Here is a 23,352-nt window from a genome sequence, read left to right on the forward strand (position 1 = left end):
AATCGCGGCATCGGAGAGCCTCGACATTGCTTTTCATATAGCGTAGTGGGACCACTCCGGCATGCGGCGTGCCGCCCATGGCGATGCAGATTTTTTGAGTCCCGCATGATACCGTCTCTGATCAGGAAACAGCCCCTCAACGGCCTCACACTCGAACTCTCGCAGCACTTGGCCCGGGCGGGCTTTCAAGGTGACGTGGAAGTCGGCGACAGCTCGCGTACCGTCTATTCCACCGATAATTCGATCTATCAGGTAGAGCCGACCGGCATCGTGTTTCCCAAGGGCACGGACGATCTGAAAATCCTTACATCGGTTCTGGAACAACCGGCATTTCGCGACGTGGTGATTTCGCCACGCGGCGGCGGCACCGGCACCAATGGCCAGTCGCTCACCTCCGGTATTGTGGTCGATTGCTCGCGCCACATGAACCGCATTCTGGACATCGACACGGAACGGCGCGTGGCCCGCGTCCAGTCGGGCGTGGTGAAAGACCAGCTCAACAAGGCGCTGAAACCGCATGGCCTGTTCTTCGCGCCGGAGCTTTCCACCTCCAACCGTGCCACCATCGGCGGCATGGTCAGCACGGATGCCTGCGGGCAGGGGTCGTGTCTTTATGGCAAGACCAGCAATCACATTCTGGGGCTCAATGTCGTCCTGACCAATGGCGAGGAACTGTGGTCACGCCCGCTCGACGGCCCGGCGCTGGCGCAAGCGCAGCAGAAGCCCGGTCGTATCGGTGAAATTTATCGCGCTGTTGCGCGCATCGCGACCGAAAAACGGGCGCTGATCGACGAGATTTTCCCGAACCTCAACCGTTATATGACGGGTTATGATCTGAAGCATCTGTGGCGCGAGGATGGGCGTTTCGATCTCAACGCCATTCTGTGCGGATCGGAAGGCACGCTGGCGATGATCGCGGAGGTCGAGGTCAATCTTCTGCCGATCCCGGCCCATGCGCTGCTGATCAATATTCGCTATGACAGTTTCAACACCGCGCTGGAACATGCCCGCGCGCTAGTGGCGCTGAAGGTCGCTTCCGTCGAAACCATCGACGAAAAGGTGCTGGGTCTTGCCAAGAAGGACATTGTCTGGCCGGGCATTGCGCGCTTTTTCCCGGATGATGGCGGCAGCCCAACCAATGGCATCAACATTGTGGAACTGGTGGCCGACAGCGCGGTAGAGCTGGAGAGCAAGTTCCGCGAAGTGATTGCTGCGCTTGATGCCGATCAGTCCGATGGCGGCAAGCCTTACACCATTGCGCGTGATCCAAAGGATATCGAGGCGATCTGGACCATGCGCAAGCGCTCGGTCGGTCTGCTCGGCAATGTCGATGGGCCGTTGCGTCCGGTGCCGTTTGTTGAGGATACGGCAGTGCCGCCGGAGAACCTTGCCGCCTATATTCGCGAGTTTCGGGCGCTGCTCGACGGCGAGGGCTTAAGCTATGGCATGTTCGGCCATGTCGATGCGGGCGTGCTGCATGTGCGCCCGGCGCTCGATCTGACGCGGACCGATCATGAACCGCTGGTGCGCAAGATCAGCGATGGCGTGGTTGCGCTGACGCGCAAATATGGCGGCGTGCTGTGGGGCGAACACGGCAAGGGCGTGCGGTCGGAATATGTACCGGAATTCTTCGGCGCGCTTTATCCGAGCCTGCAGGAAATCAAGGGCCTGTTCGACCCGCGCAACCGGCTCAATCCCGGCAAGATCGCAGCGCCCGCCTCGCAGGCACTGCTGAAGATCGATGAGGTGCCGCTGCGCGGCCAGTTCGACCGGATCATCGGTCTGGAAATCCGTGAAGCTTTCGACAACGCCGCTTATTGCAACGGCAATGGCGCCTGTTTCGATTTCGACGATGCGAGCCTGATGTGCCCCTCCTACAAGGCGACGCGCGACCGCCGCTATTCGCCGAAGGGTCGCGCCTCTTTGATGCGCGAATGGCTGCGCCTGATGGCGGAGAGCGGGAAAGACCCGCGCAAGGAAGCAGGAAAAGCTCGCAGTGCCAGTGCAATCCGCACGCTGCCCGCAAGGCTGTGGAACTCGATCAACCCCGCCAATCGCAACGATTTCTCGCATGAAGTGCGCGAGGCGATGGATAGCTGCCTAGCCTGCAAGGCCTGTGCGGGGCAATGTCCGGTCAAGGTCAGCGTTCCGGCCTTCCGGGCTAAATTTCTCGAAATCTACTATGGACGCTATGCCCGCCCGATCAAGGATATGATGGTGGCGAGTATCGAGAACACCTTGCCTTTGTTTGCGCGGCTCAAGCCCGCCTATAATGTATGGGTTGGGTCATCTCTGGGGCAGGCGCTGATGCGTCGGGCCGGGCTGACGGCGCTGCCGGAAATGCCTGCTTTGTCACTGGCGCGTGAAGCGCGACGCATGGGCGTGGCGGTGGCAACACCGGAGCGGATGCGCAAACTAACGGAGGCGCAGCGGCAACAGGCGGTGGTGTTCGTGCTGGATGCCTTCACGGCCCATTTCGACCCGGCTGTCGGGCTGGCCGCGCTGCAATTGGCGCGCAAGATGGGCTTCACGCCCTATCTCGCCGCACCCAACCAGAACGGCAAGGCCCTGCACGTTCACGGCTATCTCGGCGCTTTCGAGAAAACCGCGTCGAAATCCATCCGCTATCTCAACGAACTGGCCGAGATGGGCATTGCGCTGGTCGGTCTCGACCCTTCCATGACGCTGACCTATCGCAGCGAATATAAGGGGGTCGAGGCGGCGCGGATCAAGGCGGAGGTCAATCTGATGCAGGAATGGCTGGACGCCCATCGCGACCGTCTGCGTAGCGCTGACACTATGGCGCGTGAAAAGCGGCTGCGTCTCCTCGGGCACTGCACCGAGCGCAGCAATGTTCCATCCTCGATGAAGCAGTGGAAATCCGTGTTCCAGCAGATCGGCGTGGAGCTGGATGTGCCGGAAACAGGCTGTTGCGGCATGGCGGGCACGTTCGGCCATGAGGTCCGCAATCGCCCGATTTCGGAAAAGCTGTACGCTGCAAGCTGGAACGGCATCCTCGCATCGTCCGGCGAGGGGGATATCATCATGGCGACCGGCTATTCCTGCCGCTCGCAGGTGAAGGCGATTGACAGCCGCGCCATCCGGCATCCTGTCCAGATACTCAATGAAATGGTCATGCCCGTCGGCGCGTAGTTTTAAGTTTCCTTGATTGCAATCAAGGAAAACCTGATACAGCGGGACTAGATTTCCGTTTGCGGGCTGCTTTGCCCGCATGTTTGGGCGCTTTCGGCCTGTCTGCCCGGGCAGCGGCGGTGCTCGTGATGGAGATCGACATGAAAATGCGTATGACCGCGTTGGGACTTGCCGCCGGTGTCTTGGGCCTTCTTTCTGCGCCCGCTTTTGCTGAAAATATTGAAGTTCACATGCTGAACAAGGGCGCTGAAGGCGTCATGGTGTTCGAACCGGCCTATATCAAGGCAAAGCCGGGCGACACGGTGACCTTCATTTCGGTGGACAAGGGGCACTATGTCGAGTCGGTCAAGGACATGCTTCCCGCCGGTGCCGCGCCATTCAAGAGCAAGATGAACGAGACCTATGTGCTGACCGTCACGGAGACCGGCGCCTATCTCGTCAAATGCACGCCGCATTTTGCGATGGGCATGGTGGCCCTGATCGCTGTTGGCGACAATCCGGCCAATCTCGATCAGATCGTCGCCGCCAAAAAACCGAAGATCGTGCAGACGCGTCTGGAGAAAGTCATCGCCAGCGCGCAGTGACGGGCAAGGGCCTTCGTAAAACCGCACTCAATCCGACCGAAAACTGCGCGATGCATGCACGCAGTTTTCGGCAACTTGACATTTAATCAATCGATTGATTAAATCATCCTATGAAACCGCCCCGTCGGACTAGTCCGGCCAGCTCCACTGGCCAAGGCGAAACATCGCTCCCCAGTGATCAGACGCGCATGGCGTTGATCCATGCGGCATTGCGGCTGTTCGGGTCGAAAGGCTACGACGCCACGTCGACGCGCGAAATTGCGGGTTTTGCCAAGGCGAATATCGGGTCCATCGCCTATCATTTCGGCGGCAAGGAAGGTCTGCGGCTTGCCGCCGCTGATTATATCGTCGAGACGATACAGGGCGTTGCCGGTCAGGCGCTCGGTCATTACGGGGCAATCGGCGAGCCCGCGGTGACGAAGGAGGCCGCGCGTCAGCAGCTGGGCGTCGCGCTGGAACGGATGGTGCAGTTCATCGTGGCGCAACCGGCGTCCGGCTAAATCGTTCAGTTTCTGTTGCGGGAACTGGCGCATCCGACCGCAGCGCTCGACCGCATCTATTCCGGCGTTTTCGAGCCGACCCACAAACGGCTTTGCGCCGTCTGGGAGGCGGCGACCGGCGAAGCGGCGGAAAGCGAGCAGACGCGCCTCACTATTTTTACGCTGTTAGGGCAGGTCGTCTATTTCCGGATCGGGCAAGAGGCGGTGAAGCGGCGCATGGGCTGGGCGGCTTTCGGCCCCGATGAGGCCAGGGCGGTTGCAGCCGTTGCGCGGCAAAATCTGTTCGCCATTCTTGCCGCCCGCGATGCGCAGCACAATAAGGACGAAGTGCAATGAGCCTTCTCTGTATCGTTCCTTTCGCGTCCTATCTGTTCGCGGCATGCAGCAGCCAGCCGTTGGCCGTGGGCTATGTGGAAGGCGAGTTCGTGCAGCTCGCACCGCTCGAAGTTGCGCAGGTGCAATCCGTCATGGTGAAGCGCGGCGACCGTGTGGAACCAGACAAGCCGATTGCGCTCACCGAAAATACGGATGCGAAGATTGCGGTTGCGCAGGCCGCAGCCGCACTGGCGCAGGCCGAGGCGAAGCTTGCGGATTTGCAGGTTGGCAAACGCCCGGATGAAATTGCGGTTCTGGAAGCGTCGGTGCGCACTGCCAATGCGCAGGCCGATGATGCGCGGCGCACATTGTTGCGCACGCAGGACCTCGCCAAGCGCGGGGTGATGACGCAGGCCCAGCTGGACGATGCCAAAACCAGTGTGGAGGTCGCCGAAGCGGCCATCAATCAGAGCATGGCCAATCTGGCCGTAGGGCGCTTGCCCGCCCGTCCGGAAGAAATCAAGGCGGCTGAAAACGCGGTCAAGAGCGCTGCCGCGCAACTCGATTCCGCGCGCTGGCACCTGACCAAGCGCACCATCGTTGCACCTGCTGCCGGGCGGATCACCGATGTCATCCGCAATCCGGGCGATATTGCCGGGCCAACCGCGCCGGTGCTGACCATGTTGCCGGACGGCGCTGTGAAGCTGAAAGTCTATATCCCGGAAGCAAAATTCTCCTCCGTTCGGGTGGGCGACTTGCTGTCGGTCCGTTGCGATGGCTGCGCGGCAGACCTCAAGGCGAAGGTGAGCTATGTGTCGCCGGACCCTGAATTTACGCCGCCGGTGATCTATTCGCTCGAAACGCGCCAGAAACTTGTCTATCTCGTCGAGGCGCATCCGGTCGATCAGGCTTCGCCGCTCCAGCCGGGCCAGATCGTCGATGTCGATCTGGCGAACCGGTAAACGGAGGCGATCATGCCGAACGCCATCGATGTCAAAGGCCTGGTGAAGCGGTTCGGCGATGCAACCGTCGTCGATCATGTGAGCATGTCGGTGGCGGAGGGCGAGATTGTCGGCTTTCTGGGGCCGAACGGTTCCGGCAAGACCACGACCATCCGCATGATGTGCGGCCTGCTGACCCCCGACGAAGGTGAGGGGCAGGTGCTCGGTTTTGACCTGCGCACGGAAGGGCTGAAGATCAAGCGCGAGGTCGGTTACATGACGCAGCGCTTTTCCTTCTATGAAGACCTGACCATCGCCGAAAATCTGGAATTCGTGGCGCGGCTTTATCGGCTGAAGCCGGTGCGGGAGCACGTCGCGCGCACGCTGGAAGAACTTGGCCTGACATCGCGTGGCAGCCAGCTGGCCGGAACGCTTTCCGGCGGCTGGAAACAGCGGCTGGCGCTTGCCGCCTGTATCATGCACAAGCCGAAGCTCTTGCTGCTGGACGAGCCGACCGCCGGTGTCGATCCCAAGGCGCGGCGCGATTTCTGGGACGAGATCCACCGCCTTGCCGATGGCGGCCTGACGGTGCTGGTTTCGACCCACTATATGGATGAGGCCGAACGCTGCCACCGCATCAGCTATATTTCCTATGGCAAGCTTCTGGCGACGGGAACGGTCAAGGATGTGATCGCCGAGGCGGGGCTGACGACTTTCATCGTCAGCGGCCAACGGCTCAGCGATGTCGCGCGCGAACTGGAGAACGAGCCGGGTGTCGAGCAGGTGGCGCCATTCGGCGCGACGCTGCATGTTGTAGGCTCCGACCGGGCCAAACTTGAAACGGCGCTCGACAAGATCAGACACCGGAAGGACATCGCGGTCGAGGCGGGCGAAACCAGCCTTGAGGATGTTTTCATCCAGTTCATGGCCAATGCGCAGGACAATATGTCGAAAGCGGGAAGCGACGGGAGTAGCAAGGCCGGGAGCAGCAAAGGATGACCGGCAGCTGGTTTTCATTCGAGCGTCTTGGCGCGATGTTGATGAAGGAATTCATCCAGATGCGGCGCGACCGCATCACCTTCGCCATGATGCTGGTGGTGCCGCTGATGCAGCTTCTGCTGTTCGGCTTTGCCATCAACAACGACCCGAAAAGCTTGCCAAGCGCGGTCGTCGTGACAAGTCAGGATCATTACACCCGGGCGATGATTTCGGCGCTGGAAACGACCGGTTATTACCGCTTTGATCATGTGGTTCAAAACGCTGCCGAAGCCGAAGCGCTGCTCGCCAACGGCACAGTCTCTTTCGTGGTCACCATTCCTTCCGACTTCGCGCGGCGGGTGGATGCTGGCGATGCGCCGCAAATCCTGATCGAAGCCGATGCTACCGATCCATCGGTGGCAAGCGGGGCGATTTCGACGCTCGGCACCGTGGCCAGTCAGGCGCTGCTGCGCGAGCAGGGCAAACAGGCCGAAGCGACGGATGCCGCCAGCAGTCAGCTGCAGGTGATCGTGCATCGCCGTTACAACCCGGAAGGCGTGTCGCAATATAATATCGTGCCCGGTCTGCTCGGGGTCATCCTGCAAATGACGATGGTGATGATGACGGCCATGGCGCTGACCCGTGAAACCGAGCGCGGCACCATGGAAAACCTGCTTGCCATGCCCGCCACGCCTGCCGAGATCATGCTGGGCAAGGTGCTGCCGTTTCTGGCTGTCGGCGCGGTGCAGGTGGTGGTCGTGCTGGTTGCGGCAAAGCTTCTGTTCGGCGTGCCGTTCGTCGGATCGCTGGCGCTGCTTCTGGCTTGCGTGCTGATCTTCGTTTTGTCGCTGGTATTGCTCGGCTATACGATTTCGACCGCTTCGCGCACGCAAATGCAGGCCATGCAGCTGACCTTCTTCTTTTTCCTGCCATCGCTGATGCTGTCGGGCTTCATGTTCCCGTTCCGAGGTATGCCGGACTGGGCGCAGACTCTGGGCGAGATTTTCCCGCTCACGCATTTCCTGCGCATCGTGCGCGCCGTCATGCTGAAAGGCGCAACCCTTGCCGACATCGCCGGCGAGGTGAATGCGCTGATCCTGTTCGTTGTTCTCTTTGCCACGATGGCGCTGTTGCGCTTCCGGCGCACGCTCGATTAACGAAACGCGCGCCGGAGCCAGGTTTTATCAGCAAGCCGAAGCGGCAAGCTCCACTTTCGGGCGGCGTGACAACGTGAAGAGCAGACCCGCTGCAGCCAGAAGGCCTCCGGCCACCGGGATAGCGGCATAGCCGTAGCCAGCGCTCAGCACCGCGCCACCCAGAGCAGCGCCCACTGCATTGCCAAGGTTGAATGCGCCGATATTGATCGACGAAGCGAGCCCCGGTGCTTCGGCTGCGGCCTGCATAACGCGCATCTGAACCGGCGGCACGATGGCGAATGCCGCAGCACCCCAGGCCAGCAGACTGATGAGCGCGCCGACATGGCTGTTGAGCGCGAACGGCAGCACGAAGCTGACGGCTGCGAGCATGGCGAGGAAGATCCGCGTTGCGCCATTGAGCGACCAGTCGGCCAGACGGCCACCCAGCGCATTGCCGATGGTAAAGCCCACGCCGATGATGACGAGCGCCAGCGTCACGAAACCGTCCGAAGCGCCGGTGCGATCAGCCAGAACGGCGGCAACATAGGTGTAGAGCGTGAACATCGCGCCTGCGCCCATCACGGTTGTCGCCAGCGACTTCAACACGGTTGGCCGCATCAGAACGCCCAGTTCCTGACGGATATTGGGCATCTTGCCCGCTTCACCGCGCGGCAGCGAAAGCCAGAGCGCGACAATGGCGACGAGGCCGAGAACCGCAGTTCCCGCAAACGACATGCGCCAGCCGATCTGCTGTCCGATCCAGGTGGCTGCCGGGACGCCGCCGATATTGGCAATGGTGAGACCCATGAACATGGTCGCAACCGCGCTGGCCCGTTTTTCCGGCGGCACGACGCTGGCCGCAACAACTGCGCCGAGACCGAAGAACGCGCCGTGGTTGAGGCTTGTCACCAGACGTGCGGCAAGAAGCGTCCAGTAATCGGGCGCCATTGCCGAGAGAATGTTGCCGATGGTGAAGATCGCCATCAGCAGCATCAGCGCGGTGCGCTTGCCGAAGCGACCAAAGGCCAAAGTCATGATCGGCGCACCGATCATCACGCCAATGGCATAGGCGCTGACCAGAAGACCAGCGGTCGGGATCGATACGTTCACACCATCGGCGATGACAGGCAGCAGGCCCATCGGCGCGAATTCGGTGGTACCGATGCCGAAGGCACCGATTGCAAGCGCAAGCAGCGGCCAGTTGAAACCGGCCGCGCTGGTTGCGCTTGTCTGAGCGGTTGAAGCACTCATAGCGAAATCTCCGTATTACTTGTCCCAGACAGGCGCCAGCTCGGGAGGGCTGACCAGACGTCCATCGGGGCGGGCGAGCTTTGCAATCGCTGCCATGTCTTCAGAATTGAGTTCAAAGTCGAACAGGTCGAAGTTTTCCGCGACACGTTCCGGCTTGGCGGTCTTCGAAAGCGTGATGAAGCCGCGTTCGATGAGCCAGCGCAGCGCAACCTGTGCGGCGGTCTTGCCGTATTTCGCGCCAATGGCCTGCAACGCCGGATCACGCGGAACCGCCCCATCGGCCATGCCGAAATAGGCGGTGATGGCAACGCCTGCTTCCTTAGCGGCTGCGGCAATCGCGTTCTGGTCGAGATAAGGATGAACCTCGATCTGGTTGGTCACGATCGGCGCGGGGCTGCGTTCAATCGATTCTTTCATCTGCGCGATATTCTGGTTGCTGACGCCGATAAAGCGCGTCTTGCCGGAAGCCTGAACTGCGCTCAGCAGGTCAACCTGTTCGGCAATCGATACTTTATGGGCTGGCCAGTGCAGAAGCAGCAGATCGACCTGATCGACTTGCAGCTTGTCCAGGCTTTCGGTTACGGAAGAGGCGAATTTCTCTTCGCTATAATTATCGACCCAGACCTTGGTGGTCAGGAACAGATCGTCACGACGCGCGCCTGCCTTTTGCAAGGCTTGGCCAAGGGCTGCTTCGTTCTGATAAATCTGGGCGGTGTCGAAATGGCGGAAACCTGCTTCCAGTGCGGCTGGAGTGATGGCTTCCACTTCGGCATCCGACATGCGGAAAACGCCGAAACCAAGCGCGGGAATGGCCGCGCCATGTGCGTTGATGAACTTCATGGTAACTCCTGTTGACTGGCTGGACGCGTTTCGCGCGGAGGCGCACGAAGCTTGGGAGGCAGACGCTTCCAGTCAGGAATCTATTAGAAACCTGTGATGTCCCAAGAAATAGGCCCAACATTCTCACTTGAAAATGCGCTGGCGTTCCACATTATCTATGAAACGATTTCACAGATGAGGTCATGAATGGATAATCGCGCCGGTGAGATGCAGGTTTTTCTGCGGGTCGTGGAGGCGGGCAGCTTCTCTGAGGCGGCACGATTGCTGCGCATGAACCCGTCCACGATCAGCAAGCTGATTTCCCGCATCGAGACGCGGCTGGGCGTGCGGCTTCTGGAACGGTCGTCGCGCCGCTTGTCGCTGACCGCCGAGGGGCGCATCTATTATGAGCGCAGCCAGGGGCTCCTGCACGACTTCGATGAGATCGAGCGCGAACTGTCGCAAGGCTCGGCCAGCACGGGCGGCACGGTGCGCGTCAACACATCGGTCGCGCTGGGCACGCTGGGACTGGAACCGATATTGCCGGAATTTCTTGCCGCCTATCCCAATATTGTGGTGGACCTGTCACTCGGCGACGAGATTATCGATCTCTATCGTGATCGAACCGATGTGGCGCTTCGCACCGGTCGGTTGCCGAACTCCAGCATGATGGCGCGCCGGATCGGACTGGCCCGGCGCAAGATTGTGGCGGCTCCGGCCTATCTGGAGCGGTGCGGCACGCCGCTGACGGTAGACGACCTTGCGGACCATAATTGCATCGGGTTCAATTTCCGCCGTATGGCGCCCGTCTGGCCGCTCAAGGAAAGTGGTCGCATTGTCGACCGCGCCGTCTATGGCTCGTTGCTCGCCAATAATGGTGAAACGGTCCGTCGCATGGCCGTCGCCGGTCTGGGGCTTGCCCGCCTTGGTGACTATCACGCCCGCGACGATATAGCTGCCGGTCGGCTCGTCGAGGTGCTGGCCGATGTGATCGAGAGCGACGAGGAAGAGGTGAACGCTGTCTATCTGGGTGGCGCGCGCCTGCCCCAGCGTGTGAAGGTTTTCCTCGATTTCGTGGTGCCGCGTTTGCAGGCGTTTCTCGCCAAGTGAAGTGGAATCATGCCGAATCATGTTGCATATTTGCTTCTAAATGCCGGTTTTCCGCACAAAACGGCGCTTTCCGATAAAATTTAGCACACCTAATAGCTCAATAATTTCAGGTCCTTGAGACGGCGTGTTCGGCTTTTCAAGAATCCGTGCTCTCGTTTTGTATTGACTGTTAACATCGCGTTAACCACAGTTTGTTGCAATGTGTTACGCAGTGTTACAATTGGTGAACTGGAAGCGAGGTGCGGATTGAAAGGTGTACGGCAGATAAAACGACAATCCCGGCAGGCAAGCCTGCCACAAGGGGATAAGTCTGCCGTGGCCAGCATGACCTCATTCTGGGGCCTGATGCGCGCCTATTGGGTGTCGGACCGCTGGAGAGAAGCCTGGGCGCTCACCGCCGCGATCTTTCTTCTGACGGCTTTCGTCAGCAAGACGACGGTGTGGGTGGCGGAAGCCTCCGGTCATCTGATGAACTCCATTGTCAACGCCAATACCGCACCGGTTCAAAACCCGCTGGCGACGATCTCCATCAATGCAGGCATTCTCATTCTGCTGATGCTGGCGAAGGATGTAATGCTGGTAGGGTCACGGCATTTCCTTTCAACCACCTTGCACCGCAAGTGGCGCAAATGGCTGAACGACCAGTTTTCCGCAGCGCTTCTTAATAGCAGGCACACGCATTTCCATTTGCAGCAGGGCCGCGGGAAGGACCAGATCGACAATGTCGATCAGCGCTTGCAGGAGTCGATCAAGGGCATGACAGGCGGGGCCATTGGCCTCGTAATGGGTATTGTCGGCGTCGTGCTGTCGGCCTTCTTCATCGGGCAGAAGCTGATTGAAATGTCCACGGATGTGGAAGGGCTTGAAGTCTTCGGCTCCTATGGCAGCGCGGTTCTCGCCTTTGCCGCCATCTTGATTTACGTGCCGCTTGGCACATTCGTCGCCGTCAAAATCGGTCGTCGTCTGGAACGCCTCAATCTCGGCATTCAGCAGGCGGAAGGTTCCTATCGTGGCGAGTGGACGACCCTTCTGCGCCGCAGTTTCCAGATTTCCGCCTCTAATGGCGAGGCCGTGCAGCGTTCGGTGAACGAACGTCTCTACAAGGATGTGGACGGAACGTGGAATAAGCTCAATCGTTTTGACGCGGCCTATCTCGCCTTCCAGCAAGCCTATGGCTTCCTGTCCAACCGCATCGTCGCCTATATTCCGGGCCTTCTGCCCTATATGGGCGGATCGGTGAGCTTCCGGAATTATGTCACGGGCGCGGAACTCGTCACCGCCATGATCAATGATTGCTCGTGGTTCATTCAGGTCATGCCTGCCATCGCCAATCTGCGCGCCAATGCCGGTCGCGTGACCGGGCTGGCGCGCGCCATGGAAAATGTGCAGGACCCGACGGATTTCTATGCGCGCTCGGGCGTCAACCGCTTTGCCTTTGGCCGTCAGCACCCGCGCTTCGGCCTGTCCGTCCGCAACCTCACGCTGATGCAGGGGCCGGGCAGCGAAGCGCCGTTCCTGCGTTCCGGCGTCATCAATATCCGCGCAGGCGACTGGGTCTATATGCGCGGTGAATCCGGCTCGGGCAAAACCTCTTTCGTCAAGGCGCTAAACGGCCTTTGGCCCTATGGCACCGGCGATATCATCTATCCGCAGAACGCGACCACGCTCTATGCCACGCAGGATGCGAAGTTCCCGTCCGTCTCGCTGAAGCAGCTTGTCAGCCTGCCGGGCGATGCCGGAAGCTTCAGCGATCTTGCCGTCGCTGCGGTCCTGCATGAAGCGGGTCTCGGCGAATTCATCGAAAAGATGAACGATAGCGATGCCGGTGGTGCACCGTGGGATATGGTTCTATCTGGCGGGCAAAAGCAGAAGATCGTGCTGGCGCGCATTCTCCTGCACAAGCCTTCGATCATCTTCCTTGATGAAGCCACAGGCGCGCTCGACCCGACTTCAAAGGCGCGCTTCCATGCCGCCCTGAAGAGCCGCTGCCCTGATGCCATCGTCATCAGCATCATGCATGAGGAAAAGCTTCCGGTGCTGGAAAACGGCGCGCAGGTCTATTCCCATGTGCTGGATATCCGCAATGGCTATGTATCGTTGCGTCCAGTCCACTTCGATCTTCCGGGTGCTGCCAACGTCCCGCTCATCGCGGCTGAATAATCGCTGTCTATAACGCAGGGTTGTAAAAGTCCAAATTTGGACTATATTCCATTCTGGACGAATGGAGACGATCATGGCTCGGAACGCGGCGGTGTTAAAGACAGGGATTGAAAAAGGACCGGACATTCTCGATCCGCGCCGTTTCGGCCCATTATCGCGCAAGCGATTGAGTGCGCCCGGGCTGCGTACCTTTCTGGCCATTGCCGATCTCTGGGGGCTGGACGAGCAGCAGCGTCTGCTGGTTCTGGGTCTTCCGTCGCGCTCGACCTATTACAACTGGGTGAAAGCCGTGCGCGAACATCGCGATATCACGCTGGATGTCGATGTGCTGACGCGCCTGTCTGCCGTGCTCGGCATTCATCAGGCGCTGGGTGTTCTTTATCCGGATGAGACGGCGGGCGTGCGCTGGCTGACGACGCCCAATCGCGCAACGGTGTTTGGCGGGCATCCGCCGCTGAGGCTGGTGACCGGTGGCACGCAGGACGGATTGCTGACTGTGCGGCGGTTTCTCGATGCGGCCCGTGGCGGCCACTTCATGGAACCAAACGAGATCGACAGCGCCTTCACGCCTTATAGCGATGCCGACGTGGTGTTCTCGTGAGGCGCAATCCCGCGCCGCATCCGAGTTACCGGCTTATTCCGTCGCGTTTTCCTCCGGTCGGACTTTTCGACACGGTGGCGACCGCTGCCGATCTGGAAGCGGTGATGGAACTGGCCGGCTGGACCAATGACCGGCTACTGGTCGAACGTCTGCAAAGGCTACCGCATGAGGAATGGGTGTTCGGCAGGCCGAATTCCAGCATCGTCATGGCGACATTTCTGCATGTCGCGCCGGGCGGCATGCGGTTCAACGGGCCGGAGCTCGGCGCATGGTATGCCGCCGCCAGCATCACCACCTCCGTAGTGGAAGTCGCGCATCATATGCGCCGTGAGGCGGTGGCCACGGGGCAGGAAACGCTTTCCCGGACATTCCGCGTTTATAGCGCGCGCCTTGAAGGCGATTTCATCGATATCAGCGGCGAACAGGTGGCAAGACCTGAAATCTATGCATCCGACGACTATCGCGCGTCGCAGCTTTTCGGCGAGGAAATGCGCGCTGCCGGAGAAAACGGCATCCTGTTCGATAGCCTCCGCCATGAGGGCGGCGTCAACATCGCCGCTTTTCGTCCGAGCCGTATTCTCGATGTTGTGCAGGGCGACCACTACGATGTGACGGTCGAGGCATTCTCGCAGAAAATTCAGGCGAAGAAGCTGTCGGGATAAGGCATTTGTTACACCGCCCATTCGACATCGGTGGTGAAGGCGATGGTGAGCCAGCGGTCGGGGCTTTCTTCACCCAGCGCATTGCCGATTTCATCGCGCAAAGCGTCCCATTCTTCCAGCCGCCGGGGTGGTAGGTTGGGCGGAACGATAAAGTAAAGTTCGATCTGTTTGCCGCGACCGACTTTGGCGACATAAGCGCGATAGGACATGAAGCCATGACGCTTCACAATGTCTTGCGCCACGCTGTCGACATGTTGCTTGAGATCGGCGGGCGTAACCAGAAATATGTCGGCCAGCGCCTGTTTTATCGTGCCGATAGGCATAGGGATGATGGCGAGACAGACCACGGCCAGCGCGGTCGGGTCGATATAGGGCGCTATCCAACCAAGCTCGGTGCCCTCCACGAGATAGCCGATCAGGAAGGCGATCAACAGCGCGGCGGTAATGCCGCCCGACATGATCCACGCCTTGGCATCCAGCGCCACGAACTCCGATTTTATGACGCGGTTGGCGCGCATTTCGAACCACGCCATGCCGAGGCATGCAACCAGCGCAACCACCGCATAGAAGATGGCATAGGTGAATTCGAGATGGCGACCGCCCTGCATGATAATGGCAATCGCATTGATGAGTGCGTAGATCGCAACGCCGGTCAGCATGATGCCGTTCAGGCCAAGCACCATCGGTTCCAGATGCCAGAACCCCATGGTGAAACGCTCGCGCAATTTGCGGTTGGGCTGCTCCGGGGATGCGGAGAGCGCGATGAGGCGCGATACGATCAGCGCGAGCCCGCTCATGGCTGCGTCGGCCAGCATATAGACACCGTCGAAGACAATGGAGAATGAACCGGACAAAAGACCGAATACGACGCCGAAACCGGCGACCAGCAGAGTAACGCCTATCGAGAGTTGAAGAACCGTTTGTTCACCGCGCAATTTTTACTCCAAATTTAAAAATCAAATCGGCAATATGGCTTGAAAGGTCATTCGCCGCTTTATTCGCGTTGCGTGCGATGGAAAATATATACATCGAAGGAAGGAAACCGGCAAATTCGAGATGTTTTTATTGAAGAATCCTCTAACATGAAAGTCATCGCTTCGGCTTCCTGAAGCTTTCCTGCGTGCTGTCGTTCGCAAACGAAAAGAAGGGGTGCGTCTTGTCGATACGGATTGGCCAAAAATACGGGCACCTCATTCACGGATGGAGCTGCGCCTGCCATAGCCCGCAAGCCCTGCAACTGATGGCACGAATGGAAAAGAAGCTGTCGCGCCGCAATCTGCTCAAGGCTGCCGCCGCAACGCTTACCGTATCGGCACTGGGCCTGACCGGCACGGCGATGGCGCAGACCAAAGCCCCGGCAAAGCCGTTTCTCCTGACCAATGTGAAGATTTTCGACGGCACCAGCGCCAAGCTCATCGAAGGCCAGAACGTTCTGGTGGAAGGAAATCTCATCAAGGCGCTGGTCGGCGCGCAGGAAACGGTCGCAGACGCGGACGTTATAGATTGCGGTGGTCGCACACTGATGCCGGGCATGATCGAAGCCCACTGGCACTCCATTCTGGCCGGAATATCGCAAATGGCGGCCATGACAGCCGATATTCCCTATGTGCATCTGGTGGCCGCGCAGGAAGCCGAGCGCACGGTGCTGCGCGGCTTCACGACGGTGCGCGATGTTGGTGGGCCGTCTTTCGCGCTCAAGCGCGTCATTGACGAGGGCGGCGTGGTGGGCCCGCGCATTTACCCATCCGGCGCCATGATTTCGCAGACCTCCGGTCACGGCGATTTTCGTATGCGCACCGATCTGCCGCGAAGCGCGCAGAGCGATCTGAGCGTGGCGGAACGGGCGGGCATATCGGCCATTGCCGACGGCGAGGCCGAAGTGCTGCGCCGCGTGCGCGAGCAGTTGATGCTCGGCGCAAGCCAGATCAAGATCATGGGCGGCGGCGGTGTTTCCTCATCTTACGACCCGATCGACGGTATACAGTTCACCGAAGCCGAGACCAAGGCGGCTGTTGCTGCCGCCTCCGACTGGGGCACCTATGTCTGCATCCACACCTATACATCCGCCGGCATTCAGCGGGCTCTCGATTGCGGCGTGAAATCCATCGAGCATGGCCAGCTTGCCGATGAGGAAACCGTCAAGCGCATGGCCGATGCCGATGCGTGGTGGAGCATTCAGCCGTTTCTTTCCGACGAGGATGCCAATCCGAAATCCGACCCGGTGCAGCGCCAGCAACAGCAGCAGATTTCCGACGGCACGGTGAGGGCAATCGAGCTTGGGCGGAAGTACAAGGTCAAGATGGCGCTCGGGACCGACATTTTGTTCAACCCGAAGGGCACTGCGACCCAAGGCAGGCAGTTGGCGAAATTTGCGCGCTGGTATGACAATGCAGACGTGCTGCGCATGCTGACCAGCGGCAATGCCGATCTGGTCGCGCTTTCGGGGCCGCGCAATCCTTATCCGGTAAAACTGGGCCGCATCGAAGCGGGAGCCTATGCGGATATTCTCGTGCTGGATGGCAATCCGCTCGATGATATTTCATTGATTGCCGATCCAGACCGCACGATGAAGCTCATCATGAAGGATGGGCGCATTCACAAAAACACGCTTTCGGCTTGAAGGGGCGCATTTTGAATAGACCAGGTCACTACGCCGTTGCCATTGTCCTGTCCCTTTGCGGCGCACAGGCTGCCAGTGCCGCCGATGCGGTTACCGTTCCGCCGGAGGCGCCGCCCGTCGTGGAAAGCCGGCGCTGGGCCCTGCAAATCACACCCTATGTCTGGGCTGCGGGTCTCAAGGGCGATATTTCGCCTTTCCAGCGCGCACCGACCATCGGCATCGAAAAGTCCTTTTCCGATGTGTTGAGCGATCTCAATTTCAGCGGCTTCGTCAATGTCTGGGGCCGCTACGACCGTTTTGTCGTCTCGGGCGACATGATGTATGTCGATACGACTGAAAGCCACGCCTACGGCAACCTGCCGCCGCTGCCGATTGCCATTCCATCGGGCACGGTCGTCAAGGGCGATGTGGACAGCAAGCAGTTCATGGCCACGCTGCAAGCCGGTTATCGCGTGGTCGATACGCCCAAATTCACGCTTGATGCGCTGGGCGGCATCCGCTTCTGGCACATTTCCAATGATGTGACGGTGAGCGCGCTTGGCCTGACGCGGAGTTATGGCGAAAGCTTCAACTGGGTCGATCCGGTGGTCGGCACGCGAGCGCTTCTGCGACTCACGGACAAGCTCTCCTTGCAGGCACAGGCGGATATTGGCGGCTTCGGTGCCGGATCTGAGCTGACCTGGTCGGTGCTTGGCACGGTCAATTATCTGCTCACCGATCACCTGTCGGTCTCGGCGGGCTACAAGGCGCTGCATGTCGATTATGACCGCGATGGCTATGTGTTCGATTCTCGCCTGAAGGGCCCGGTTTTGGGTGTGACCTATCGGTTCTGAACGACAGCATATTGGGGCCGGAATTCTCCGGCCCTTTATACATTTTGATTGAGACTAGCTTTGGCTGCGCCGTGCCTTCATCACCAGATAGGCGATGGCGAGAAACACGAACCAGAACGGCGTGACCTTCAGGGCTGCTGCGGTATCTGGTTCCTGCGCGAGCGCCCACAAAATGAAGGCGAAGAAGGCGAAGACCATGACCACGGCGGCGCGTCCACCCGGCATTTTGAACGTGGACTTCTCATGCAGATCAGGGCTCTTGCGGCGATATTGCAGATAGGACGCAAGAATGATCGACCAGATGAAGATGAAGAGCAGCGCCGAGATCGTGGTAACGATGGTGAAAGCTTCGATGATGCTCTGGCCTGCATAGAGCAGAACCACGCCTGCCAGCAGGAAGATGCACGAGAAGAACAGCGCGTTGACCGGCACCTTGCGGTTGTTCAACTTGCCGAGCGCCTCCGGCGCCAGCTTCGAGGTGGCGAGGCCGTAGATCATGCGCGAGGTTGAGTAGATGCCCGAATTCGCGCTCGACGTTGCCGAGGTGAGCACCACGAAATTCACCACATGGGCGGCGATGCCGAGACCGGCCAGCGAGAACATGGCGACGAACGGGCTGGAGCTTGGATCGACCTGATCCCAAGGGATCACGGTGATGATCACAAACAGCGCACCGAGATAGAACAGCACCACGCGGATCGGGATCGAGTTGATGGCTTTTGGCAAATTGCGCACCGGGTCCTTGGTTTCGGCGGCGGCGGTGCCGACGAGTTCGATGCCGACAAAGGCGAAGACCGCGATCTGGAAACCGGCGACAAAGCCGAGGAAACCGTTGGGGAAGAAGCCGCCATGGTTCCACAAATGCGCGACCGAGGCCCGGCTGCCGTTCGGCAGGGTAAAGCCGGTCGAGAGCATGTACACGCCGGCGATGATCAGTGCGACGATGGCGACGATCTTGATCAGCGCGAACCAGAATTCGATTTCACCGAAATTGCGAACGGTGGGCAGATTGAGCGCCAGAAGCGTGAAGATCAGCCCAAGTGCCGGTATCCAGAGCGCCAGTTCGGGAAACCAGAACGAGACATAACCCGATACGGCCACCACGTCTGCCACGCCCGTCACGATCCAGCAAAGCCAGTAGGTCCAGCCGGTGAAGAACTGCGCCCATGGGCCGAGATAATCGCCCGCGAAATCTGCGAATGAGCGATATTCGAGATTGGACAGCAGGATTTCACCCAATGCGCGCATCACGAAGAACAGCATGAAGCCGATCACCGCATAGACGAGCAGGATCGAAGGGCCAGCCAGCGAAATGGTCTTGCCCGAGCCCATGAAAAGGCCGGTGCCAATCGCGCCGCCAATGGCGATCAGTTGCAGGTGTCTGTTGGATAGATTGCGCGCAAGGTGGGTATCCTCCTCCCGATCGGAATCGACAGAAGGTTTGGATGCGATGTTCATTCAAACGCCTCTTTTTATCGAGCAGATGCCAGATAGACCGCATCCGCAATTGTGCGCCCAATTGGACGAACGGTGCTTTCTGATAGACGATGAGAACGATGATGGAAACAGCGCGGAATATAATAATTAGGCTAAGATTTGACGCGGAAAGCTCTATTCAAAGCGCTAATATACTATTGATATAACGAGTAGTAGGCTATCTATTAGGGATTTGCGCTTGGGCGCGGCCATGAAAAATCATCGGCGCGCCCGGGTGCGGGTTTTTTCTCGACAGGTGCCGGGTGGGTATTTTGGGGGCGTACGCCAAGATTGCCGCCGAGCAAAACGCCGCTCTCGTCCTTATTGATGTCGCGCAGGCTGACGGGTGCGACCCGGTCCACGGGTTTGGACGGGTCTTGCGCACCGGCAGCCGGGAGAGGCTGGCCCTCTTCCTTGCCGCCGCCAAGATAGGCGCGCAGCGGCTTTTCCGCATAGAAGGCAAGCTTGCGCTTGCCAGCCGAAGTGATGTTGATGCCGTCATTGCCGCGCAGGCGCGCCGTCTGACCGTTGATGTCGAAACCGGTCTGGGTGAAATTGCCGTCTTCATCGATAAAGCCGTCCCAGACATCGGCAAACTTGCCGCCCGCCTTTTCCGTGGTGGTGCGGTAGATTTCATTCAGCGCCAGCATGTCCTGTGACATGCCTTTCGGACGGAAGGCGGGCTGCCCGACCCAGACCAGCGGATAATGGCGGTCATTGATCGCCTTGACGAACTGGTCCACGCGCTTTTGATATTCCGCAGTCCATTCCGGCGAACGTGCGGCGAGGCTGGCGCCATTGGCCGTGATCGCCTGACGATCGTTGGAGCCGATCATCACGACGACGGCGGCAGGCTTTTCCTCATCCAGTATCTTGCCGATATTTTCCGGCCAGTTGAAATAGTCCTCACGCACAAAGCCCGACGAACCGTTGATGCGGGTTGTGACCGTCACATCCGGATCAGACGCAAAGGCCACATCGAGCCCTTCGGCAAGGCCGCTGCTGATGAAATCACCGACCACCAGCACCTTTTTTGCATCCGGGTTTTTCTCGATGACAGGCACGGTGGGCACTGCCACCTGTGGCGCGGCTTTGCGGGTGACGGGAGACGTCGCCTTGGGTGCGCGTTTCGGCTTTGGGCGGCTCTGCTGGGGCCGGGGCTGCTCATATTGGCGTTGCGGTTGTCGCGAACCAAACAGCAAGTCGAAAAGCGTCCGTGGCCGTTCCTGCGCTGATGCACTGGCAAGACCGGAAAGCAGCAGCGCCAGCGCTGCCAGCATGACACTGGCCGCCTTCAACATTTCGACTGCAATCCGAGATTTGCGCATCAGTTCCGCTTTCGTTGCAAAGCCATCATAATACGGCATGGCGCAAAAATGAAACGGAGCGCGCTTCGTGGGAAACGCGCTCCGATAAATCTGCGGTTCGTCTTAACGGCGACGCAGGACTGACAACACTTCCTTGCTCGGATGTCCATCCGGCTGCAAGCCGTTGCGCTGCTGGAAGGCCTCGATGGCTTTACGCGAGGTGGAGCCGATCTTGCCGTCGATATTACCGTCGTAATAGCCGAGCGCCTTGAGATGCGTCTGCAATTCCTGACGCTCGTTCATGGTGATCGGGGTGAACGGACGGTTCCAGTCCTGACGCAGCCCCTGATAGCCACTGATGCGGTCTGCCAGAAGGCCGACAGCCAGCGCATATTTGTCAGCATTGTTATAGCGCTTGATGACAAAGAAGTTCTTGGTCATCAGGAATGCCGGGCCCTTGCGGCCATCCGGCACCTTCAGCGTCACCTTTTCGCTCGGGTCGGGGAATGCACGCCCATTGGCGCGCACGACGCCGCGCTTTTGCCATTCGGCGACAGTCAGCGAACCGGATGGGAACTTGCCGCCCGCCGGTAGCACCACTTCGTAACCCCATGTCCGGCCCGGCTGCCAGCCATTGCGGTGCAGCAGATTGGCGGCAGTGCCCAGCGCATCGGGAATGGAATTCCAGATGTCGCGCTTGCCATTGCCATCCATATCGACCGCATAGGCCTGATAGCTGGTCGGGATGAACTGCGTATGACCGAGGGCGCCCGCCCACGAACCGGAAAGATGGCCGCGATCAATATCACCGGTCTGGAGGATCTTCATCGCGGCGATCAGCTGTGTGCGGCCATATTTGGCGCGCTTCGGATCGGCATAGGCCAGCGTCGCGAGCGAACGAACCGCATCGCGCATCACGTCGTCGCGCTTGAGAATCTCGCCGTAATTGCTTTCCATTGACCAGATGGCGAGCAGAATATTCCGATCAACCGAAAAGCGTTGTTCGATGCGCTGCAGCCACGGGCCCCATTTGCGCGCCATGCTCTGGCCGACGCCTGTAGAGTCCTCGTTCACGCGATTGTCGATGTAATTCCAGACAGGCTCGGTGAATTCCGGCTGATAACGCGCCTTCTCCAGCACGACGGGATCGGCAGCATCGACACCGCGGAAGGCGCGGTCGAAGGTGGAAGGCGAAACGCCGGCGTTGATGGCAACCGGACGGAAATTCGCCACCCACTGGCGAAATTTCGCATCGGCAAAAGCCGAACCGGTCGAAAGGGTGGATGCCAGCACCACAACGGCAACCGTAGCGGTCGCCTTGAGCTTCAGCGTCTGTCCCAGTGTGAATGGAAATCGCAGCATTCTGTGTTTCCCTTCTGCAATCTTCATGCCGGAACGTCTTGTTTTCCGGCGTGTTTCTTAAGAATGTCGATGCCGCTCGGTTCAGATTGCATGCGCTAACTAATACCATCCACTGTTTCAATTTGGCAGTGTAAAATTGGCATCGACCAGTTGAATGTTCAAATTATAGTCTGTCGGTTAGCATTTGGTTTACCATGGGCGGCGCTGCGGCAAAATTTGCCGGAAAATTGGAAAAATTTTTGAATCAAGCAACATTAAGAATGGTTCATTTAATGTGATGGTATGATCCATGTAATTTCGTCGTTCTTTAATGAAATAGCCTTATTTGAAATTCAGTTGCTTCAATGCTTTGATAGCAAGATTGCATTAGTGAAAATCGAGGAGACGAATGAGTTCGATCCGCAAAATCCGCAAAGCCGTTTTCCCCGTTGCCGGTCTCGGCACCCGGTTCCTTCCCGCCACCAAATCGATCCCCAAGGAAATGCTGACGGTCGTGGACAAGCCCGTCATTCAGTATGTGGTCGATGAAGCGCGTGAGGCCGGCATCGAACATCTGATTTTCGTCACCGGGCGCAACAAGGCGGTCATCGAAGATTATTTCGATGCGCAGGTCGAGTTGTATGCTACGCTTGCCGAACGCGGCAAAAAGGCCGAACTCGATCATCTTCAGGATTTGCAGCCGCAGCCGGGCACGACGAGCTTTACCCGTCAGCAGGTTCCGCTTGGCCTTGGTCACGCGGTCTGGTGTGCGCGTGAGCTGGTCGGCGATGAGCCGTTTGCGCTTCTGCTGCCGGATATGGTGATGCAGTCGAAGAAGGGCTGCCTCGCCGAAATGGTCGAGCTTTACGAAAAGACCGGCGGCAATGTCATCGCGGTGCAGGAATGCGACCCGGAAGAGGCGCATAAATACGGTATCGTCGGCAAGGGCAATGCAATCGGCTCCGGTTTCGAGATTACCCAGATGGTCGAAAAGCCCGCCAAGGGCACCGCGCCGTCCAATCTCTACATCAATGGCCGTTACATTTTGCAGCCGGAAATCTTCGAACTTCTGAGCAAGCAGGAAAAGGGCGCTGGCAACGAAATCCAGCTTACCGATGCCATGCTGAAGCTGGCCGATGCGCAGAAATTCTATGGCTTCGACTATCAGGGCCGCACTTTCGATTGCGGTTCCAAGGCAGGCTTCATCGAAGCCAATGTCGCGTTTGCGCTGTGGCGCAAGGACATCCGCCCCTCGGTGGAAGTGTCGATCAGCGAATTGCTGGAAACGATCAAGCCAGCCTGAGTTGGGTGCTGAAAATCGAAAACCGCCTTAAGTCTTGAAGGCGGTTTTTTTTGTTGCCCGCTTCTAGTGGATTGAATTTGACGTTTGAATCCGGGCTGACATAGATGCTGTTTCAAACGTCAAATTCGAAAAATCCACTAAAGCATGTCGCTGTTAACCGGATTCGGGATTCCCGTTTGGCTTGATCTGTGATTCACTTGTCTCATGGAAGGAGATGCACCATGGGCAAGCCGCATCCGATTGAGTTGCGTGAGCGTGTCGT

General features: G+C 59.0%; 18 protein-coding genes and 1 pseudogene. 13 read left to right on the forward strand and 6 right to left on the reverse strand.

Annotation, left to right across the window (positions count from 1 at the left end):
* Positions 1–105: 105 nt before the first annotated feature.
* From ydiJ to ABWW11_RS15985, 6 genes and pseudogenes are all read left to right on the forward strand, one after another.
* Positions 106–3,153, forward strand: coding sequence for a D-2-hydroxyglutarate dehydrogenase YdiJ (ydiJ, locus tag ABWW11_RS15960; RefSeq protein WP_109367738.1), 3,048 nt, complete (start codon positions 106–108; stop codon positions 3,151–3,153).
* A gap of 146 nt (positions 3,154–3,299) precedes the next feature.
* Positions 3,300–3,737, forward strand: coding sequence for a pseudoazurin (locus ABWW11_RS15965; RefSeq protein ID WP_109368025.1), 438 nt, complete (start codon positions 3,300–3,302; stop codon positions 3,735–3,737).
* Positions 3,738–3,847: 110 nt separating this feature from the next.
* A pseudogene (locus tag ABWW11_RS15970) lies at positions 3,848–4,573 on the forward strand (DUF1956 domain-containing protein).
* The gene (locus tag ABWW11_RS15975) at positions 4,570–5,514 is read left to right on the forward strand and encodes an HlyD family secretion protein (protein ID WP_109367736.1); all 945 of its coding nucleotides are present in this window, start codon (positions 4,570–4,572) and stop codon (positions 5,512–5,514) included. The pseudogene ABWW11_RS15970 and the gene ABWW11_RS15975 overlap by 4 nt, the downstream one beginning before the upstream one ends.
* A gap of 12 nt (positions 5,515–5,526) precedes the next feature.
* Entirely contained in the window at positions 5,527–6,492 is a 966-nt protein-coding gene (locus ABWW11_RS15980; protein ID WP_121539243.1) for an ABC transporter ATP-binding protein, read from the forward strand.
* Complete coding sequence (locus ABWW11_RS15985; RefSeq protein ID WP_109367734.1) at positions 6,489–7,628, forward strand: ABC transporter permease; 1,140 nt, start codon at positions 6,489–6,491, stop codon at positions 7,626–7,628. Before ABWW11_RS15980 ends, ABWW11_RS15985 begins: the two co-directional genes overlap by 4 nt.
* A 27-nt stretch (positions 7,629–7,655) precedes the next feature.
* On the opposite strand, the gene ABWW11_RS15990 is transcribed toward ABWW11_RS15985, so the two are convergent.
* Together ABWW11_RS15990 and ABWW11_RS15995 are read right to left on the reverse strand one after the other, a co-directional pair.
* The gene (locus ABWW11_RS15990) at positions 7,656–8,858 is read right to left on the reverse strand and encodes an MFS transporter (RefSeq protein ID WP_124916258.1); all 1,203 of its coding nucleotides are present in this window, start codon (positions 8,856–8,858) and stop codon (positions 7,656–7,658) included.
* A 15-nt stretch (positions 8,859–8,873) separates the two neighbouring features.
* Positions 8,874–9,698 carry an aldo/keto reductase gene (locus tag ABWW11_RS15995; RefSeq protein ID WP_109367732.1) on the reverse strand — a complete coding sequence of 275 codons (825 nt, stop codon included), beginning with the start codon at positions 9,696–9,698 and terminating at the stop codon, positions 8,874–8,876.
* A gap of 186 nt (positions 9,699–9,884) precedes the next feature.
* On the opposite strand from ABWW11_RS15995, the gene ABWW11_RS16000 reads away from it, so the two are divergent.
* The 4 genes from ABWW11_RS16000 to ABWW11_RS16015 all read left to right on the forward strand — a co-directional run bounded on the left by ABWW11_RS16000 (position 9,885) and on the right by ABWW11_RS16015 (position 14,210).
* On the forward strand, positions 9,885–10,787 hold the full coding sequence (locus ABWW11_RS16000; protein WP_109367731.1) for a LysR family transcriptional regulator: 903 nt from the start codon (positions 9,885–9,887) through the stop codon (positions 10,785–10,787).
* Positions 10,788–11,102: 315 nt separating this feature from the next.
* Complete coding sequence (locus tag ABWW11_RS16005) at positions 11,103–12,947, forward strand: ABC transporter ATP-binding protein/permease (RefSeq protein WP_109367730.1); 1,845 nt, start codon at positions 11,103–11,105, stop codon at positions 12,945–12,947.
* Between the two features lie 73 nt (positions 12,948–13,020).
* Entirely contained in the window at positions 13,021–13,548 is a 528-nt protein-coding gene (locus ABWW11_RS16010; RefSeq protein WP_109367729.1) for an MbcA/ParS/Xre antitoxin family protein, read from the forward strand.
* Positions 13,545–14,210, forward strand: coding sequence for an RES family NAD+ phosphorylase (locus ABWW11_RS16015; RefSeq protein WP_109367728.1), 666 nt, complete (start codon positions 13,545–13,547; stop codon positions 14,208–14,210). Before ABWW11_RS16010 ends, ABWW11_RS16015 begins: the two co-directional genes overlap by 4 nt.
* A gap of 8 nt (positions 14,211–14,218) precedes the next feature.
* On the opposite strand, the gene ABWW11_RS16020 is transcribed toward ABWW11_RS16015, so the two are convergent.
* Entirely contained in the window at positions 14,219–15,145 is a 927-nt protein-coding gene (locus tag ABWW11_RS16020; protein ID WP_109367727.1) for a cation diffusion facilitator family transporter, read from the reverse strand.
* 314 nt (positions 15,146–15,459) lie between these two features.
* On the opposite strand from ABWW11_RS16020, the gene ABWW11_RS16025 reads away from it, so the two are divergent.
* Both ABWW11_RS16025 and ABWW11_RS16030 read left to right on the forward strand, forming a co-directional pair.
* Positions 15,460–16,830 carry a metal-dependent hydrolase family protein gene (locus tag ABWW11_RS16025; protein ID WP_319081120.1) on the forward strand — a complete coding sequence of 457 codons (1,371 nt, stop codon included), beginning with the start codon at positions 15,460–15,462 and terminating at the stop codon, positions 16,828–16,830.
* A 47-nt stretch (positions 16,831–16,877) separates the two neighbouring features.
* Complete coding sequence (locus ABWW11_RS16030; protein ID WP_371830843.1) at positions 16,878–17,663, forward strand: porin family protein; 786 nt, start codon at positions 16,878–16,880, stop codon at positions 17,661–17,663.
* 54 nt (positions 17,664–17,717) lie between these two features.
* On the opposite strand, the gene ABWW11_RS16035 is transcribed toward ABWW11_RS16030, so the two are convergent.
* From ABWW11_RS16035 to ABWW11_RS16045, 3 genes are all read right to left on the reverse strand, one after another.
* The gene (locus ABWW11_RS16035; RefSeq protein ID WP_109367725.1) at positions 17,718–19,121 is read right to left on the reverse strand and encodes an amino acid permease; all 1,404 of its coding nucleotides are present in this window, start codon (positions 19,119–19,121) and stop codon (positions 17,718–17,720) included.
* Positions 19,122–19,324: 203 nt separating this feature from the next.
* Entirely contained in the window at positions 19,325–20,467 is a 1,143-nt protein-coding gene (locus ABWW11_RS16040) for an SGNH/GDSL hydrolase family protein (RefSeq protein WP_121539254.1), read from the reverse strand.
* Between the two features lie 102 nt (positions 20,468–20,569).
* Entirely contained in the window at positions 20,570–21,808 is a 1,239-nt protein-coding gene (locus ABWW11_RS16045; RefSeq protein WP_109367724.1) for a lytic murein transglycosylase, read from the reverse strand.
* Between the two features lie 388 nt (positions 21,809–22,196).
* On the opposite strand from ABWW11_RS16045, the gene galU reads away from it, so the two are divergent.
* Positions 22,197–23,090 (forward strand): UTP--glucose-1-phosphate uridylyltransferase GalU, encoded by an 894-nt coding sequence (gene galU / locus ABWW11_RS16050; protein ID WP_078339237.1) that lies wholly within the window; start codon positions 22,197–22,199, stop codon positions 23,088–23,090.
* The last annotated feature ends 262 nt before the right edge of the window (positions 23,091–23,352 follow it).

The organism is Brucella sp. NBRC 113783 (assembly GCF_040372265.1).
In the GTDB taxonomy this organism is placed as follows: domain Bacteria; phylum Pseudomonadota; class Alphaproteobacteria; order Rhizobiales; family Rhizobiaceae; genus Brucella; species Brucella teleogrylli.